The sequence below is a fragment of the Streptomyces sp. NPDC006733 genome (assembly GCF_040636125.1).
In the GTDB taxonomy this organism is placed as follows: Bacteria; Actinomycetota; Actinomycetes; order Streptomycetales; family Streptomycetaceae; genus Actinacidiphila.
Genome location: NZ_JBEYJD010000072.1, coordinates 1 through 18,313 on the forward strand (window position 1 = coordinate 1; position 18,313 = coordinate 18,313).

11 protein-coding genes are annotated in these 18,313 nt (G+C 73.3%); 10 read left to right on the forward strand and 1 reads right to left on the reverse strand.

Annotation, left to right across the window (positions count from 1 at the left end; translation table 11 throughout):
* The first annotated feature begins 134 nt into the window (after positions 1–134).
* From ABZ721_RS37765 to ABZ721_RS37775, 3 genes are all read left to right on the forward strand, one after another.
* Entirely contained in the window at positions 135–719 is a 585-nt protein-coding gene (locus tag ABZ721_RS37765; protein WP_358793344.1) for a hypothetical protein, read from the forward strand.
* Positions 720–930: 211 nt separating this feature from the next.
* Complete coding sequence (locus ABZ721_RS37770; RefSeq protein ID WP_358793345.1) at positions 931–1,941, forward strand: LacI family DNA-binding transcriptional regulator; 1,011 nt, start codon at positions 931–933, stop codon at positions 1,939–1,941.
* Between the two features lie 48 nt (positions 1,942–1,989).
* Positions 1,990–4,071: a glycoside hydrolase family 31 protein gene (locus tag ABZ721_RS37775; RefSeq protein ID WP_358793346.1), complete on the forward strand. Its 2,082-nt coding sequence runs from the start codon at positions 1,990–1,992 to the stop codon at positions 4,069–4,071.
* 64 nt (positions 4,072–4,135) lie between these two features.
* Here the strand turns inward: ABZ721_RS37775 and ABZ721_RS37780 are convergent, their stop codons facing one another.
* Positions 4,136–7,003, reverse strand: coding sequence for a glycoside hydrolase family 3 C-terminal domain-containing protein (locus ABZ721_RS37780; RefSeq protein WP_358793347.1), 2,868 nt, complete (start codon positions 7,001–7,003; stop codon positions 4,136–4,138).
* A 382-nt stretch (positions 7,004–7,385) separates the two neighbouring features.
* On the opposite strand from ABZ721_RS37780, the gene ABZ721_RS37785 reads away from it, so the two are divergent.
* The 7 genes from ABZ721_RS37785 to ABZ721_RS37815 all read left to right on the forward strand — a co-directional run bounded on the left by ABZ721_RS37785 (position 7,386) and on the right by ABZ721_RS37815 (position 18,226).
* Positions 7,386–8,996: a Tat pathway signal sequence domain protein gene (locus tag ABZ721_RS37785; protein WP_358793364.1), complete on the forward strand. Its 1,611-nt coding sequence runs from the start codon at positions 7,386–7,388 to the stop codon at positions 8,994–8,996.
* Positions 8,993–10,027 (forward strand): ABC transporter permease subunit, encoded by a 1,035-nt coding sequence (locus ABZ721_RS37790; RefSeq protein ID WP_358793348.1) that lies wholly within the window; start codon positions 8,993–8,995, stop codon positions 10,025–10,027. Before ABZ721_RS37785 ends, ABZ721_RS37790 begins: the two co-directional genes overlap by 4 nt.
* A complete protein-coding gene (locus tag ABZ721_RS37795) occupies positions 10,024–10,977 on the forward strand; it encodes a carbohydrate ABC transporter permease (protein WP_358793349.1) in 954 nt (317 codons plus the stop codon). The genes ABZ721_RS37790 and ABZ721_RS37795 overlap by 4 nt, the downstream gene beginning before the upstream one ends.
* A 50-nt stretch (positions 10,978–11,027) precedes the next feature.
* The gene (locus tag ABZ721_RS37800) at positions 11,028–13,202 is read left to right on the forward strand and encodes a 1,4-beta-glucanase (protein WP_358793350.1); all 2,175 of its coding nucleotides are present in this window, start codon (positions 11,028–11,030) and stop codon (positions 13,200–13,202) included.
* 61 nt (positions 13,203–13,263) lie between these two features.
* Positions 13,264–15,261, forward strand: coding sequence for a beta-galactosidase (locus ABZ721_RS37805; RefSeq protein ID WP_358793351.1), 1,998 nt, complete (start codon positions 13,264–13,266; stop codon positions 15,259–15,261).
* Entirely contained in the window at positions 15,258–17,540 is a 2,283-nt protein-coding gene (locus ABZ721_RS37810; RefSeq protein ID WP_358793352.1) for a glycoside hydrolase N-terminal domain-containing protein, read from the forward strand. The genes ABZ721_RS37805 and ABZ721_RS37810 overlap by 4 nt, the downstream gene beginning before the upstream one ends.
* Positions 17,513–18,226 carry a hypothetical protein gene (locus ABZ721_RS37815; protein WP_358793353.1) on the forward strand — a complete coding sequence of 238 codons (714 nt, stop codon included), beginning with the start codon at positions 17,513–17,515 and terminating at the stop codon, positions 18,224–18,226. The genes ABZ721_RS37810 and ABZ721_RS37815 overlap by 28 nt, the downstream gene beginning before the upstream one ends.
* The last annotated feature ends 87 nt before the right edge of the window (positions 18,227–18,313 follow it).

The following is an 18,313-nucleotide window of genomic DNA, read 5'->3' on the forward strand; positions in this document are numbered from 1 at the left end:
ACGGGCCCGCCCGCCCCACCGGGCGGGCCCGTCGGTGCTCCCGCGGGCCGCCCCCGCCGGCCCCGCCCCCGTCCCGACCTCCCGAAAGCCGGTCCCAGATGCCCCGCCCGCCCCTTAGCCCGCCGCGGCCGCCCGTGGCCGCGCTGCTGGTCGTCCTCGTCACCCTGCTCTGCCTGCTGTCCACCGGGCCGGCGTCCGCGCACGGGGACACCATCCATCTGGAGATCACCGGCAACGCGGAGGGCCGGCTGACGGTCACCGCCACCTGGGACGAGGACCACCACCCGGTGGACGAGAAGGTCGCCGCGACCCTGCAGGCGACGGCGGCGGACGGACGGCAGGTCGGGCCGTGGCCGCTCACCGCGCTGGACCAGGCGCACGGCACCTACACCGTCGCCGTACCGCTGCCGCCCGGCAGCTGGCAGATCTCGGCCGAGTCCGCGTTCCCGGCCATGGGCGCCGGGAAGACCACCTTGCAGGTCACGGTCGTTCCGGGCCGGCCCGCCCCGACCGGGGGCACGCCCGCGCCGACCACCGCCGCGCCGACCACCGCGCCCGCCCCGAACCACCCCGCCGCGCAGCCGACCGCGGCCGCCGGCGCCGGCGACGCGGGGTCGTCGTCCGCCCTGGTGATCACGGGGATCGCCGCAGCGGTCGTCGCGGCGGCGGCCGCCGCCCTGCTGGTCGTGCGACGGCGCCGGTCCGGAGCCCAGCGGTAGCGGCCCGGGCGCGTCGGGCGACGCAAGGTATCCGACGGGTTTCAGTACGGGCGTTGAAGCGCTTCGACAGGACTCTGGACAGCAGCTTAGGGCGCGTCTAGTGTCGACACGCGGCAGCTGTCACGGGACAGGGTCGCAAGTGTTATCGAAGCGCTTCAATCGGTAGGTTGTCCTGTGCAACCCCCTCGCCCTCGTCGGATGGAGACCCTCTATGGCCACGCTCGCCGAGGTCGCCCGGCACGCCGGTGTCTCCGCCAGCACGGTGTCGTACGTCCTCAGCGGCAAGCGCTCGATCTCGGAGGGGACCCGCGACCGCGTCGAGCGCAGCATCCAGGAACTCGGCTACCACCCCAACGCCGGGGCCAGGGCGCTCGCCAGCAGCCGGTCGCACATCGTGGCCCTCATGGTGCCGCTGCGGACCGACATGTACGTGCCGGTGATGATGGAGATCGCCATCGCCGTCGCCACCACCGCCCGCCAGTACGGGCACGACGTGCTGCTGCTGACCGGCGAGGAGGGGCCCGCCGCCGTGCGGCGGGTGGTCGGCAGCGGGCTGGCGGACGCCATGATCGTGATGGACGTCGAGCTGGAGGACGAACGCGTCCCGCTGCTGCGCGACTCCGTCCACCCCTCCGTCCTGATCGGACTGCCGTCCGACCCGTCCGGACTGACCTGCGTCGACCTGGACTTCACCGCCACCGGAGAGCTCTGCGGGGACCACCTCGCCGACCTCGGGCACCGCGACATCGCGGTGATCGGCGAAGCCCCCGCGGTCTACCAGCGGCACACCGGCTTCGCCGAGCGCACGATGGAGGGCCTGCGCCGGCGCGCCCGCGAGCGGGACCTGCGGCTCATCCACCGCCCCTGCGACGGCAGTTACGAGTCCACCGCCGGGGTCCTGTCGCGCATCTTCGAGGAACGGCCCCGCACCAGCGCCCTCGTGGTGCAGAACGAGTCCTCCGTCGGCCCGCTGCTCAGCCTGCTCCAGCAGCAGGGCCGCGCGGTCCCCGAGGACGTGTCGGTGATCGCGATCTGCCCCGACCAGGTCGCCGAGCAGGCGTCCGTGCGGCTCACCTCGGTGGCCATCCCCGCCCAGGACATGGGGCGCCGGGCCGTCGAGCTGGTGATAGGCAAGCTGGAGGGCCGCGATCCGCACCCCCTCACGCTGCTGCCCCCGCAGCTGACCGTGCGCGGCAGCACCGGGCCCGCACCCACCGTCTGAGACCTTCCGCCGCATCCCGGGTCCCGCAGCCATCGCCGCCGGACCGCGATGCCGCACGCCCGCAGACCCCCCGCTCCCCGAAGGAGACCCCCTGTGAGTCAGCCGCCGCCCGCTGTGTCCCTCGCCCAGTCCTCGCCCACGGCCGGCACGTTCGGTGAACGCGCGGGCGGCCTGGAGTGGACCGGCCGCCAGGAGACGCTGCGCATCGAGGCCTGGGGCCCGGACGCGATACGGGTGCGGGCCCGGCTCGGCGGCCCGCTGCTCGACGACCTGCCCGGCGCCCTGCTGGACGAGCTGCCGGCCGCCCCCGCCGCGGCCGTCAAGATCGAGGACGGCCACGCGCTGCTGGTCAACGGGGCGATCACCGCGACCGTCGACGCGGAGGGCATGGTGCGCTTCCTGCGCACCGACAGCGGCGAGGAACTCCTCGCCGAGGAGCGGGCGCACTTCTGGTGGCCCGGCCCGCGGCTGCGCACCGCCACCGGCAACGGCTACCACCGCATCGAGCAGCGCTTCCGCGCCTACGACGGGGAGCGGTTGTACGGGCTGGGCCAGCACCAGCACGGCCTGCTCGACCAGAAGGGCGCCGTGATCGACCTGGTGCAGCGCAACTCCGAGGTGACGATCCCGGTCCTCACCTCAAGCCGGGGCTACACCTTCCTGTGGAACAACCCGGCGATCGGCCGCGTCGAGCTGGCCGCCACCGGCACCCGCTGGGTCGCCGACAGCGCCCGGCAGACCGACTACTGGATCACGGCGGGCGATCCGGCCGCCGCGCAGCGCCGCTACACCGCGGTCACCGGCCGCACCCCGATGCTCCCCGAGTGGGCGGCCGGCTTCTGGCAGTGCAAACTGCGCTACCGCACCCAGGACGAACTGCTCGGCGTGGCCCGCGAGTACCGGCGGCGCGGGCTGCCGCTCGCCGTGATCGTCTGCGATTTCTTCCACTGGACGCACCTGGGCGAGTGGAAGTTCGACCCGGCGCAGTGGCCGGACCCCGCGGCGATGACCCGTGAACTCGCCGAGATGGGCGTGCAGCTCGCCGTCTCCGTCTGGCCGTCCGTCTCGCCGCTCAGCGAGACCCACCAGCCGATGGAGCAGGCCGGGCACTTCATCGGCACCGAGTACGGTCCGATGGCGCACGCGGACTGGCCGGACAAGCAGGTCGCGGAGCCGGTCCAGGTGGCCTTCTACGACGCCACCAACCCCCGGGCCCGCGCCTACGTCTGGCAGCGGATCAAGGACAACTACCTCACCCCCTACGGCATCAAGGCGTTCTGGCTGGACGCCTGCGAGCCCGAGCTCAAGCCCGGCCACTCCGCCAACCTGCGCTACCACGCCGGGCCCGGCCTGGAGGTCGGCAACCTGTACCCGCGGGAGAACTCCCGCACCTTCCACGAGGGGCTGCTCGCCGCCGGGGACGCGGAGGTGGTGACCCTCAACCGCTCCGCGTGGGCCGGCAGCCAGCGCTACGGCGCCGCCCTGTGGTCGGGCGACATCGGCACGGACTTCGCCACGCTGCGCGACCAGGTCACCGCCGGGCTGCACGTCGCGCTGTCCGGCATCCCCTGGTGGAACACCGACATCGGCGGCTTCCACGGCGGCGACCCGGACGACCCCGCCTACCGGGAGGTGCTGGTGCGGTGGTTCCAGTACGGCGCCTTCAGCCCGCTCTTCCGGCTGCACGGCTTCCGCGACCCGGGCATGCCGCTCGGCCCCGACATGACCGGCGGCCCCAACGAGGTCTGGTCGTACGGCGAGGAGGCGTACGGCATCCTCACCGACTACCTGCGGCTGCGCGAGCGCCTCAAGCCGTACCTGCTGGCGCAGATGCGCACCGCGCACGAGGACGGCATCCCGCCGATGCGCCCGCTGTTCCTGGAGTTCCCCCGGGACGAGGCGGCCTGGGGGGTCGGGGACGCCTATCTCGTCGGCCCCGACCTGCTGGTCGCCCCCGTGCTGGAGGCCGGTGCCCGCGAGCGCACCGTGTACCTCCCGCGGGGCGCGCGGTGGACGGACGCGTGGACGGGCGAGGAGTACGCGGGCGGGCAGTCGGTGACGGTGCCCGCGCCGCTGGAGCGCATCCCGCTCTTCCTGCGGGACGGGGCGGTGCTGCCGATCGGTTCGTAGGACACGCCAGGACGCCCCCGGCCGTCGGGCCGGGGGCGTCCTTCGCGTGCGCGCGGGCAGCAGGTCAGCCGGCTCGGCCGGGGAAGTCCAGCCGGTCCAGGCGCACCGGGCCGTGCAGCGTCAGGTGCAGGTCCTGCACGCCCGCCGGAGCGGTGTCCAGTGGTACCCGCACCTCCGCGTAGGCGTAGCGGCCGCCGGTCACCGGCACGTCGACGGTCGCCAGCGCGGTGCCGTCGCCCAGGTACAGCTCGACCGACGCCCCGCCGGCCGTCCCCTCGTGGGCGACCCGCGCCACCACCGTGCCCGGTCCCTCCCCGCCGAAGTCGCAGGCGCGGAAGAGCAGCCGGCCCGGCTCCGTACCGCCCGGCGCGACCGCGTCGCCGCGCTCCTTGGTGCGGTCGACGAGCACCACGCCGCTCTGTTCGTCGAAGTCCGCTCCCGCCAGGCCGCGCCCGCGCACGTCGCGCGGGGCGGGCGGCTCGCCGCCGACGGTCAGGGTCCGCGTCAGGCGGATGTCGGTGCTGGACGCGCCGGCGTGGATGTCGTAGCCGCCCGGTGCGACGGTCCACCGCCCGTGGGCCACGTCCCAGAAGCCGAGCCGGGCCAGCGGCACGGTGAAGGACAGCGTGCCGGACCCGCCGGGCGGCAGCGACAGCCGGCCGTGCGCGATGAGGGTGCGGGCGGGCCGCCGCACCCCGGTGGCGGGTGCCCCGGCGTACAGCTGGACGGTCTCGGTGCCCGCCGTGCCGCCGGTGTTGGTCACCGTGAGCGTGCCGCGGACCGTGTCGCCGTCGAGTGACAGGGCCAGGTCGCGGTGGTCGAAGGACGTGTACGACAGCCCGTGGCCGAAGGGGTAGAGGGGCGTGCCGCGGAAGTACAGGTAGGTGGAGCCGGCGGTGATGATGTCGTAGTCCAGCAGGTCGGGCAGGTCCTCGTCGGCCGCGTACCAGGTCTGCGGCAGCCGTCCGGACGGGCAGACGTCGCCGAACAGCACCCGGGCCAGGGCGGTGCCGGCCGACTGGCCGCCGTGCGCGGTCCACAGCAGCGCGGGGAGCGCGGCATCGGCCGCGGCGACCGCGTAGGGGTAGCTGGAGGTCAGGGCGAGGACCGTCCGCGGGTTGGCGGCGTGGGCGGCGCGCCAGAGGGCGTCCTGCCGCTCGGGCAGCGCCAGCGTCCGCCGGTCCTCGGTCTCCTTGCCGTTGATGTGCGGGTCGTTGCCCAGCACGACGATCACGGTGTCGGCGGCGGCAGCGGCCCGCGCCGCCTCCTCCACACCGTGCCCGGTGGTCTCCACCGTGAACGCGGTGCCCTGCTCGGCAACCTTGAGCCCGTCGGCGGTGACTTGCAGGTACCGGCCCGTGCCCGGGTGCCTGAGGAGGTGGGTGTCGCCGTGCTGCTGCAGTTCGAACGTCTCCTGCACGACCCAGCCGCCGGGCCGGTCGGCGGCGGCCCGTACGAAGCCGTCCTCGGCGACGGTCAGGTAGCGGCCGGAGGGCGCGCGCAGCGTCAGCAGGCCCTCGCCCCACTGCGTCACGGTCAGTTCGGTGGGCCGGTCGCCGAGGCGCACGGGGGGCACGTCGGTGCGGCCGGTGAGGTGGGCCGGGTTGAGGGAGGCCTCGTCGCCGGGCGGCCCGGCGGCGTCGTGCGCCTCCGGCACCTGGACCCAGCCGTCGTCCGTCCGCAGCCGGATCCGGTCCGCGCCCTCGGCGAAGAGCACCCGGTCGGCGCCCAGCCGCTCACGCAGCGCGTCCAGCAGCGAGGCGCGCCGGATCAGGCTGCCGCTGTACCAGTCGGTCTTCACCTCGTCGGCGAGCGGGCCGATGACGGCGACGGTGCGCGGGCCGGCCGCGTCCAGCGGCAGCAGCCCGTCGTTCTTGAGCAGCACCACGGCGGCCTCGGCCGCCCGCAGCGCGAGCGCGCGGTGGGCGGGGGTGTCGTGGGAGTCCGGGCCGACGGCCGCGTACGGGCCCCCATCCGGGTCGAACTCACCGAGCCGCAGGCGCAGGGCCAGCAGCCGGCGGACCGCGGTGTCGACGTCCTTCTGGTCGATCAGGCCTTGCCGCAGCGCGCCGCGCACCCTGCCGATGATCTTCGACGAGTCCTGGTCGTGGTCGGTGAAGCTGTCCACGCCGGCGCGCAGCGCGGCGGCCGTCGCCTCCTCGTGGGTGTCGAAGTAGTGCTCGGAGTCGACGAGGTTCGACGGGGCGCCGGCGTCCGAGCAGACGACGAGGTCCTGGCCGGTCCACCGGCGCAGCTGCTCGTCGAGCAGCGGGGAGAGGTGGTTCGGGCGGCCGTTGACCAGGTTGTAGGCGGGCATCACCCCGGCGACGGCCCCCGCCTCGACCGCGCCGCGGAAGGCGGGCAGGTCGTACTCGTGCAGCACCCGCGGGCGCACGGAGGAGGACGTGGTGTCGCGGGCCGTCTCGTTGTTGTGCGCCAGCCAGTGCTTGAGGACGGGCGCGGTGCGCCAGTGCTCCGGGTCGTCGCCCCGCAGCCCCGCGGTGTAGGCGGTGGCGAGGTCGGAGGTCAGGCGCGGGTCCTCGGCGTACCCCTCCTCGTTGCGGCCCCACCGCGGGTCCCGCAGCAGGTTCACCGTCGGCGCCCAGACGTTGAGCCCGACGCGCGCGTCGCGCGAGCGCATCGCGCGCACCTCGGTGCCGACGGCCTCGCCGACCGCGCGCACCAGCTCCGCGTCCCAGCTCGCGCCGAGTCCGACGGCCTGCGGGAACACGGTGGCCGGACCGCTCCAGGCGACGCCGTGCAGCGCTTCCTGGCCGGTGCGGAAGGCGTCGAGGCCCAGTCGCGCCACCGCGGGGGCGAACTGGTGGAGCATCGCGATCCGCTCGTCGGGCGTGAGCCGTCCGATCAGGTCCTCGACCCTGGCGGCCAGGGGGAGTCGGGGATCGCGGAACGGCAGGTCGTCGGTGGTCACACGGGCCCCTTCGAGTGGAACAGGCGAGAAACGCCTCGAGAGTACGGGTTTCGAAGCGCTTCGATGCTGGTGCGGAGGGTGGACTCTGTCAAGGCATGCGACGGTAACGGCCCAAAGTTCCCGGTCCCTTGCGGGTGCGGTCGGCGATTCCGTGCACTGCGAACTCTTGCGCGGCCCGCCACGCACACTTAACCTCATCGCAACATCGAAGCGCTTCGACCGAGGGTTTTCCTCTTCTGCCTGACCCCATTGAGATGCCGGCCGGCGTGCTCCGCCACGTGTCCTGGCGCCGCCACGAAGGGTTGACGCAATGCCGAACTCCCAGGCCCCGGCTCCGGCCGAACCGGCCGCCCCCAGCCGCAGAACCTTCCTCACCGGCGCGATAGCCGTCGCCGCGATCGCCGCGGGCGGTCCGCTGCTCACCGCCTGCTCGTCGTCGAAGAGCACCGCGAACAAGGGAAGCGTCGCCACCGGCGACGCCCTCAAGAAGGTGCTCCCCGCCTACGTGCCCTCGACGCTCGTCACCCCGGACATCCCCGGGGTGAACGGATCGAGCCCCGGTTTCACCAAGCTCCCCGACCCGCTGGTCGTCTCGGTCAAGGCCAAGCCCGGCAAGGGCAGCACCTTCAAGGCGATGACCCCCATCTGGGGAACCGTCCCGAAGAAGGACAACGCCTACTACAAGGCGGTCGACGAGGCGCTCGGCGCCACGATGGAGTTCGACCCGCTGGACGGCACCACCTACCAGGAGAAGATCGGCGCGGTGCTCGCCTCGAGCGGCATCCCCGACCTGGTCACCATCCCCGGCTGGAACATGCAGGGCCAGATCCGCAACGCCATCGAGAACAAGTTCGCCGACCTGGGCCCGTACCTGTCCGGTGACGCCGTCAAGAAGTACCCGAACCTCGCGGCCATCCCCACCGGCGCCTGGCAGATGGCGGTCTTCGGCGGCAAGCTGCGCGGGCTGCCCAACTCCGGCGGCGTGCTCGGCAACGCGTTCTTCTACCGCAAGGACCTCGTCGACGCCGCCGGCGTGGCGCTGCCGAAGACGGCGGAGGAGTTCGTCTCCTTCGGCAAGTCCGTCACCGACGCGAAGAACAAGCGGTGGGCCTTCGACGACCTGTGGGTCTGCATCCAGAAGCTCTACGGCGTCCTGCCGGACGCACCGCACTACTGGCAGCTCAAGGACGGCAAGCTCGTCCACAAGATCGAGACCCAGGAGTACCGCGAGGCCCTCGCCTTCGCCCGCAAGCTGCACGACCAGAAGCTGGTCCACCCCGACGCCGACGCGGGCAAGGACGGCGACGCCAAGATCCGCTTCACCTCCGGCCAGACCGTCATGTACCAGGACGGCACCGGCGGCTGGTACGGCATGGTCTCGGAACAGGCCAAGCAGAACCCGAAGTTCGACATGCAGGCGCTGGACTACTTCGCGGCCGACGGCGGCACCCCGCTGCTGTGGCAGGACGACCAGGCCGGGATCTTCAGCTTCATCAACAAGAACCTCCCGAAGGAGAAGGTCGAGGAGCTGCTCGCGATCGCCGACTTCGCGGCCGCCCCGTTCGGCTCCAAGGAGTTCCAGCTCGTCAACTACGGCGTCGAGGGCACGCACTACCACCTCAAGGACGGCGCCCCGGCCTTCACCGACCAGGGGGTCCAGGAGGCCCAGCCCGCCACGCTGTACTTCCTCGCCGCCCCGCCGCCGTCGATCGCCCACCCGGACCAGCCGCAGATGGTCAAGGACTACGCGGGCTGGATGGCCCGCCAGGCCCCGCACCTGAAGAAGCCGCTGTTCTACGGCATGCAGGTGGTCGAACCCACCCGCTACGCCTCCCTCTACACGGGATTCGACGACCTGCAGAAGGACATCCGGCGCGGCCGCAAGCCCGTCAGCGCCGTCGAGGACGCCGTCAGCACCTGGAAGAAGAGCGGCGGCGAGCAGTTGCGCGCCTTCTACCAGGACATCCTCGACAAGAACGGCAGCGGGGCGTGAGGACGCGGGTCCGCGTCGCCGCGGGGCTGCCCCGGCAGCCCGCGGACGGCGACGCGGCCCGGGACCGCCTCGCCACCCCGGCGGCGGCCCCGGCGCCGGAGCCGCCGCCCGCCCGGGGGATCACCCGGTGGCAGCGCTTCCGGCGCGACCGCACCCTGCTGCTGATGACGGCGCCCGCGGTCGTCCTGCTGCTGATCTTCAACTACGTGCCGCTGCTCGGCAACGTGGTGGCGTTCCAGGAGTACGACGTCTACGGCGCCGGCATCACCGGCAGCCCCTTCGTCGGCGTCGAGAACTTCCAGCGGCTCTTCGACGACTACCGCTTCTGGGAGGTGATCGGCAACACCCTCAGCATCACCTTCACCCAGCTGATCCTCTTCTTCCCGATCCCCATCGCCCTGGCCCTGCTGCTCAACAGCGTCTTCAACGACCGGGTGCGCGCCTGGGTGCAGGGGATCGTGTACCTGCCGCACTTCTTCTCCTGGGTGCTGGTCATCACCGTCTTCCAGCAGATGTTCGGCGGTGCGGGGCTCATCGCCCAGCACCTGCGCCAGCACGGCGTGGACGGCTTCGACCTGATGACCAACCCGGGGCTGTTCAAGTTCCTGGTGACCTGGCAGGCGGTCTGGAAGGACGCGGGCTGGGGCGTGATCGTCTTCCTGGCCGCGCTGAGCGCCGTCAACCCGGACCTGTACGAGGCCGCCGCCGTCGACGGCGCCAACCGCTGGCGCCGCATGTGGCACATCACGCTGCCCGCGCTGCGCCCGGTGATCGCCCTGCTGCTGGTGCTGCGCGTGGGCGACTCGCTCAACGCCGGCTTCGAACAGATCCTCCTCCAGCGCGACGCGGTCGGACCCGGCGCCTCGGAGATCCTCGACACCTACGTGTGGTGGACGGGCATCAAGACCGGCGACTTCGGCTACGCGGCCGCCGCCGGAATCTTCAAGGGCGTGTTCAGCGTGCTCCTCGTGCTGCTCGCCAACCGGGCCGCCCATCTGCTGGGCGAACAGGGGGTGTACTCCAAGAAATGACCGCCGTACTCACCGACCCGGACCGCCGGGGCGCCACGCCCCTGGAGAAGATCGACAGGACCGGCAGACGACCGGTGTGGGAGGAGGAACCCAGCGCCATCGGCCAGGGGATCAAGGGACTGTCCCTCGTCGTCGTCTGCCTGGCCATCCTGGCGCCGCTGTGGGTCGTGGTCGTCACCAGCCTGTCCGACAGCCGGACCATCACCGAGGCCGGCGGCCTGGTTCTCTGGCCGCAGACCATCACCTTCCGGTCGTACACCGAACTGCTCAGCGGCGGGATCGTCACCCGCGCCGCCCTGGTCAGCATCGCGGTCACCGTGGTCGGGACGGCGTTCAGCATGGCGGTCTCCGTCCTGTGCGCCTACGGACTGTCGCGCACCGGCTCCTTCGCCCACCGCCCCGTCCTGATGACGCTGATGCTGACCATGTTCTTCGGCGCCGGCCTGATCCCCACCTACCTGCTGGTGACCGGCATCGGACTGCAGGACAGCTACTGGTCGATGATCCTGCCCAGCGCGATCAGCGTCTTCAACATCCTGGTGCTCCGCTCGTTCTTCATGGGCGTGGCACCGGAACTCATCGACAGCGCCCGCATCGACGGAGCCGGCGAGTGGCGCATCCTGTTCCGGATCGTCATGCCGCTGTCCCGCGCCGTGATCGCCGTCGTCTCGCTGTTCTACGCGGTCGGCTACTGGAGCCAGTGGTTCAACGCCAGCATCTACATCAACGACAGCGAGAAGTACCCGCTGCAGATGATCCTGCGGCAGATCGTGCTCAAGCAGGAGGTCCCGCCCGGCGCCATGGGCCAGGCCGTCAGCAGCGGCGCGATCTCCAGCCTGTCGGTGCAGATGGCGGTGATGGTGCTGGCGCTGCTCCCGGTCGCCGTGCTCTCGCCGTTCGTCCAGAAGCACTTCCACAAGGGCATGCTCATCGGCGCCGTCAAGGGCTGACGCTCTGTCCGACCCCCTCCGCCCGCTCCCCGCACAGTGAGGTCTTCGCCATGCCCCTGCCCAGCCGACGCGGTGTGCTGCTCGGATCTGCCGCCGGCGCGGCCGCCGCCGCCCTGCCCGCCCTCCCGGCGCACGCCGCGCAGCCCGACGCCCCCCGCACCCGGCCCCACCGCTGGCGCACCGTGGCCATCGGCGGCACCGGCTTCGTGACCGGCGTGCTGTTCCACCCGGCCGTGCGCGGCCTCGCCTACGCCCGCACCGACATCGGGGGCGCCTACCGGTGGGACGAGCGCACCGCGCGGTGGACCGCGCTGACCGACGCGCTGGGCTGGGACGACTGGAACCTGCTCGGCGTCGAAGCCCTCGCCGTCGACCCGTCCCACCCCGACCGGCTGTACCTCGCGGTCGGCACCTACGCGCAGTCGTGGGCCTCCCCCGGCGCCGTGCTGCGCTCCGACGACCGGGGCGCCACCTGGTCGCGGGCGGATCTGACGGTGCGGCTGGGTGCGAACGAGGACGGGCGGGGAACGGGCGAGCGCCTCCTCGTCGACCCGCGGGACAGTTCCGTGCTGTGGCTCGGCACCCGGCACGACGGGCTGTGGCGGTCCGCCGACCGCGGTGCGAGCTGGGCCCGCGCCGAAGCCTTCCCCGGCGCACCCTCGCCCACCGGCCAGGGCGTGACCCTCCTCGCGGCGGCCGGACGCGTCCTCTACGCGGGCTGGGGCGACGGGGGCAGCGCGCTCTACCGCACGGCCGACGGCGTGACCTGGGAGGCCGTCCCCGGACAGCCCACCGGGGCCAGTGCCCGCATCCCGCAGCACGCCGTCCACTCCCACGGCACGCTGTACGTCAGCTACGCCGACGCGCCCGGCCCGGGCGGCATGGCGGACGGCGCGGTATGGGCGCTCGACACCGCCGCCGGCACCTGGAGCGACATCACGCCGGTGACACCCGCCGAGGATGACCGGTTCGGCTACGCGGGACTGGCCGCCGACGCCCGGCGCCCCGGCACGGTGATCGTCTCCACCAACAACCGCTGGGGACAGGTCGACACCCTCTTCCGCACCACCGACGGCGGCCTGAGCTGGACCTCGCTCAAGGACACCGCCGTCCTGGACGTGGCCGAGACGCCGTACCTGCGCTGGGGCGAGGCCGCGCCGAAGTTCGGCTGGTGGATCCAGACCGTCGGCATCGACCCGTTCGACTCCCGCCACGTCGTCTACGGCACCGGCGCCACCGTGTTCGGCACCCGCGACCTGGTCCACTGGGCCCCGCAGATCCGCGGGCTGGAGGAGACCGCCGTCACCAAGCTCATCTCCCCGCCCACCGGGGCCGCCCACCTGCTGTCCGCGCTCGGCGACATCGGCGGCTTCTACCACGACTCCCTCGACTCCTCCCCCGCCGCCGGCATGTACACCGGCCCCGTCTTCGGCTCCACCACCGGCCTGGACCAGGCGGCGCTCCAGCCCTCGTACGTGGTCCGCACCGGGTGGTCCTCGGCCCGCAACGGCGCCTGGTCGAAGGACGGCGGCCGCAGCTGGACGCCGTTCGCCGCCCAGCCCGAGCAGGCCGCGAACGCGCCGGGACCCGTCAGCGTCAGCGCCGACGGCCGGACGCTGCTGTGGTCGCTGATCCACTGGAGCGGCACCACCTACCCGACACAGCGCTCCACCGACAACGGCGCCAACTGGACCGAGGTGGCCACCTTCCCGCAGGGCGCGACACCGGTGGCCGACCCCGTCGACCCGGCCCGCTGCTACGCCTACGACACCGCCTCCGGGACCCTGTTCACCTCCACCGACGCCGGCGCGTCCTTCACCGCCGCCGCCACCGCGCTGCCCGCCGGCGACACCCAGTACCGCATCGGCGCCGCGCCCGGCCGCCGCGGCGACCTGTGGCTGTCGGCCAAGGACGGCGGCCTGCTGCGCTCCACCGACGGCGGCGCCACCTTCGCGCGGGTCGCCGGGGTGGAGGCCTCCTACACCCTCGGCTTCGGCAGGTCCCGCACCCCGCGGGGGTACCCGGCGCTCTTCCACGTCGCCCGGATCAAGGGGGTCACCGGCGTCTTCCGCTCCGACGACGCGGGCGCCGGCTGGCTGCGGATCAACGACGACGCCCACCAGTGGGGCTGGACCGGCCAGACCGTCACCGGCGACCCCCGCATCCACGGCCGGGTCTACCTCGGCACCAACGGCCGCGGCATCCAGTACGCGGACACGCTCTGACCCGGCGGCGACAGCACCGGCGCAGCCCTCGACGCAGCCCCCGACGAAGCGAGTGCCCTCCATGCCCGATCTGAACGACGCCGCCCGCGGCCGGATCCTCTTCGGCGGCGACTACAACCCCGAGCAGTGGCCCGAGGACGTGTGGCAGGAGGACGTCCGCCTGATGCGCGAGGCGGGCGTCAACACCGCGACCGTCGGCGTCTTCTCCTGGGCGCGCCTCGAACCGCGCCCGGGAGCGCGCGACTTCGGCTGGCTCGACCGCGTGCTCGACCTGCTGGACGCCCACGGCATCGGCGCGGTGCTGGCCACCCCCACCGCCTCGCCGCCGCCCTGGATGGGCGCCCGCCACCCCGAGACGCTGCCCCGCGCCGAGGACGGGTCGGTGATCTGGTACGGGTCGCGCAACCAGTTCTGCGCCAGCTCGCCCGTCTACCGCGACTACGCCCGCAAGATCACCGAGGACCTCGCCGAGCGCTACCGCGGCCACCCGGCGCTGCGGATGTGGCACATCAACAACGAGTACTGCACCAGCTGCTGGTGCGACGAGACCGCCCGCCACTTCCGCCGCTGGCTGGCCGCACGCTACGGATCACTGGACGCGCTCAACGAGGCCTGGGGCACCGCCTTCTGGAGCCAGCGCTACGACGCCTGGGAGGAGATCGTCCCGCCCCGCAAGGTCCAGTACATCGTCAACCCGACGCAGGGCCTGGACTTCAGCCGCTTCACCTCCGACGCGCTGCTGGAGTGCTTCACCGCCGAACGCGACATCGTCGCCCGGCACTCCCCCGCCGTGCCGGTCACCACCAACTTCATGCCGATGTGGATCGGCCAGGACGGCTGGACCTGGGCCGCCCGCGAGGACGTCGTCTCGGTCGACCTCTACCCCGACCCCAAGGACCCGCACGGCGGCGCCTACGGCGCGATGGTCCAGGACCTGACCCGCTCGCAGGCCGACGGCCCGTGGATGCTCATGGAACAGGCCGCGGGCCCGGTCAACTGGCGCGGGGTCAACCACCCCAAGCCGCCCGGCCTGATGCGGCTGTGGTCACTGCAGGCCGTCGCGCGCGGCGCCGACGCCGTGTGCTTCTTCCAGTGGCGCCAGTCCCGCCAGGGCAGCGAGAAGTTCCACTCCGGGATGCTCACCCACACCGGTGCGGGCGGGCGCACCTTCCAGGAGGTCACGGGGCTCGGTGCGGACCTGGTCCGCCTGGCGCCCGCCGTGGGCGGCCGCGTCGAGGCGCGGGCGGCGATCCTGCACGACTGGAACGCCTGGTGGGCCGGCCGGCAACCGGGCCGCCCCTCCACCCTCCTCGACTACGAGCAGGTGCTGCGCGCCTGGCACCAGGCCCTGTGGGAGGGCGGCATCACCGCCGACTTCGCGCACCCCGAGGCGGAGCTGAGCCGCTACCCGCTCCTGCTCGTGCCCCACCTCTACCTGCTCACCGACGCCGCCCTGGACAACCTGGCCGCCTACGTCCGCGCCGGCGGAACCCTGGTCTGCGGCTTCTTCACCGGGGTCGCCGACGAGGACGACCGCGTCCGCCCCGGCGGCGTCGACGCCCGGCTGCGCGACCTCCTCGGCCTGGCCGCGGTCCACGAGTGGTGGCCGCTCGACGACGGGGAAGCCGTCACCGTCGAGGACGCGGACCTGGGCACCTTCGCCGGCACCCTCTGGTCGGAGGACCTGGAGCCCGCGACCGCGCAGCCGGTGGCGGTCCACCAGGGCGGCGTCCTGGACGGCCGCCCCGCCGTGACCCGCCACTCCTACGGGGACGGCACCGCCTGGTACGTGTCGGTGCTGCCCGAACCCCAGGCGCTGCGGGCCCTGCTCGCCCGCGCCGCCGGCGAGAGCGGTGTACGGCCTCCGCTGCCCGGCCTCCCCGCCGCGGTGGAGGCCGTACACCGCGGTGACCTGCTCTTCCTCCTCAACCACGGGCAGCACCCGGCCACGGTCCCGGTCCCCGGCACCCACACCGACCTGCTCACCGGCCGCGACCTGCACGGCGAGGTCCAACTCGACCGGTACGGCGTCGCCGTGCTGCGGCAGGACGGCGCGTGACGGCGCCCCGCCGGCGCGGCAACTGGGACCCGGCCCCCGCCGCCCGCTGGGAGGACGCCCTCCTCACGGGCAACGGACGGCACGGCGCGATGGTGCACGGCGAGCCCGCCGACGAGCAGGTCGTGGTCAACCACCACCTGCTCGTCCGGCCCAACGGCACCGAGCACGGCCGCGCGCCGGCCCTGGCCGACGGGCTGGAGGCCCTGCGCGACGACATCCTGGCGGGCCGCGCCGCCGACGCCGTCCACCGCACCGTCGGGGAGCAGCCCCTGCGGTGGGTGAGGCCGTTCCACCCCGCCTTCGCCGTCCGCGTCCGGCGCCCGCACACCGAGATCACCGACTACCGCCGCGCGATCGACTACCGCACCGGCACCGTCCGCACCACCTGGACCGAGGACGGCGGCCGCTGGGCCTCGGAGTGCTTCGTCTCCCGCGCCGACGACGTCGTCGTCCACCGCCTGACCCCGCCCCCGTACCGCACGATCACCGCGCGGATCCACCACGACGTACGGCTGCCCGGCGCTCCCGACGGCCTCCAGGCGCAGAGCACCGCGGCCGAGAGCGAGGGCGGGGCGCTGACCTCCAGCTCCGTGCGCTACCCGGACAGCGACCTCGGGTACTCCGGCTGGACCCGCGTCATCGCCCGGGGAGGCACGGTGCGCACCTCGGGCGCGACAACGTCCGCCGAGGGCTGCACGGAACTCACCCTCCTCACCCGCGTCGCCCCCTGGAGCGCCCCCGGCTCCCCCGCGGCACAGGACTCCTACGAGGCGCTGTTCGCTCGCCACCGGCCCCTGCACCAGGAGCCGTACGACAGGGTCGAGCTCGACCTCGACGCCCCGGCCGCGCACCGCGCGCTGCCCGCCTCGAGGCTGCTCGCCGATCCGGACACCTTCCGCCTCGCCCTGCTGGAGCGGCTGTTCGACGCCGGACGGCACCATCTGCTGTCCTCCTCGGGCCTGCTGCCGCCCCGGCTCACCGGGATCTGGACCGGCGACTGGGACACGGCCTGGCAGGGCGCGTTCACCTGCGACGCCAACCTCAACCTGCAGGTGTCCTCCGCCGCGGTGGCGGCGCTGCCCGAGGTCTCCCTCTCCCTGGCCGCTCTCGTCCGCTCCCAGCTCGACGACTGGCGCGACAACGCGACCCGGCTCTTCGGCACCCGCGGCATCGTCGCTCCCGCCCACAGCGACGGCCTGTCCGGTCGCGCCTGCCACTTCTCCGACGCCTACCCGCTGCACCTGTGGACCGCCGGCGCCGACTGGCTGCTGCACCCGCTCCTCGACCACGCCGCCGTCACCGGCGACGACGCCTTCGCGCACGAGGTCCTCGCCCCGCTGCTCGCCGAGACCGCCGCGTTCTACCAGGACTTCCTGACCCGTACCGGCCCCGACGGGAGGCTCGTCCTCGTCCCCTCCTACTCCCCGGAGAACACCCCCGCCGGCGCCGACAGCCCCGTCACGGCCAACGCCACCATGGACCTCGCCGCCGCCCGGCACGCCCTGCGCGCCACCGGTGAGCCCGCACACGCCGCCCTGGCCGACCGTCTGCCGCCCTACCGCGTCAACGCGGACGGCGCGCTGGCGGAGTGGTCCTGGCCGGGCGATCCGACGCGCGCGCCCGACGCCTACGACCACCGGCACATCAGCCACCTCTACCCCGTGTGGCCGCTCGACGAGATCAACCCCTGCGACACCCCCGCACTGGCCCGCGCCGCCCGCCGCGCCCTCGAACTGCGCGGCGCCGAGAACGACTCCGCCCACGGCCATCTGCACACCGCGCTCGTCGCCGCCCGGCTCGGCGACGCACCGCGCGTGACCGCCGCCCTGCGCTCCGTCCTGGACCGGGACTTCTTCCACACCGGCCTGATGAGCTCGCACTACCCCGACCGCACGGTGTACAACGCCGACGCGGCCCACACCCTGCCCGCGGTGCTCATCGAGGCGCTGCTGCACTCGACCCCCGACCGCATCGTGCTGCTGCCCGCGCTGCCGCCCTTCCTCCCCACCGGCACCCTGCGCGGCATCCGCACCCGCTGCGGCGTCACCGTCACCGAACTGTCCTGGTCGGCGCCGGCCGGGCGGCTGCGGGTCGTCCTGCGGGCGGACGGCGACCGCACGGTGCGCGTGCAGACCGGGGCCGACGGCCGCCCGCGCCCCCACCGACTCCCCGCCGGACGGGACCTGGTCCTGAACCTCCCGTTCGGCGGGGCTCCCCCCACCCACCCCCCACACCCCAAGGGAGCTCCTCCATGCGCAGAGCCGCGCGCTCATTCCTGAGGACGACACTGCTGACGCCGGTCCTGGCGTTCCTCGCCGTCCTCGGCCTGCTCGCCGCCCCCGCCCAGGCCGCCACCTGGTCGTCCTCCGACCAGTGGGGCACCTGGTCCACCGGCGGCTACACCCTCTACAACGACGTCTGGGGCAGCGGAGCCGGCGCCCAGACCATCTGGGCCAACTCCGCGAGCAACTGGGGCGTCTGGGCGAACCACCCCAACACCGGCGGCATCAAGTCCTACCCCAACGCCACCAAGTACGTCGGCAAGCGGCTGTCCGCGCTGTCCAGCGTGAAGAGCAGCTTCGACGTCACGGTCCCGGGCAGCGGCGCGTACGAGACCGCGTACGACGTGTGGGACTCCGCCAACGCCTACGAGATCATGCTGTGGATGAACAGGACCGGCCCGGTCGGCCCGCTCGGGACCTCGCAGGGCACGGTCACCCTCGGCGGTCACACCTGGACCGTCTACAAGGGCAGCAACGGCGCCAACGCGGTCTTCTCCTTCGTCCGCACCGGCAACACCAGTGCGGGAACGGTCGACATCCTCGCCGTCCTCAACTGGATCAAGAACACCAAGGGCTGGTTCGGCGACATCACCCTCGGCAACGTCCAGTTCGGCTACGAGATCACCTCCTCCGCCGGCGGCCTGGACTTCCGTACCAACAGCTTCGGGGTCACCGCCTCCTGAACGCGCCGCGGGGGGGGGGCCCGGCCGGCCGCCCCCCGGGGGGTGGGGGGGTGGAGAACAGCACATAACGAGAGATACGCTAGTTGT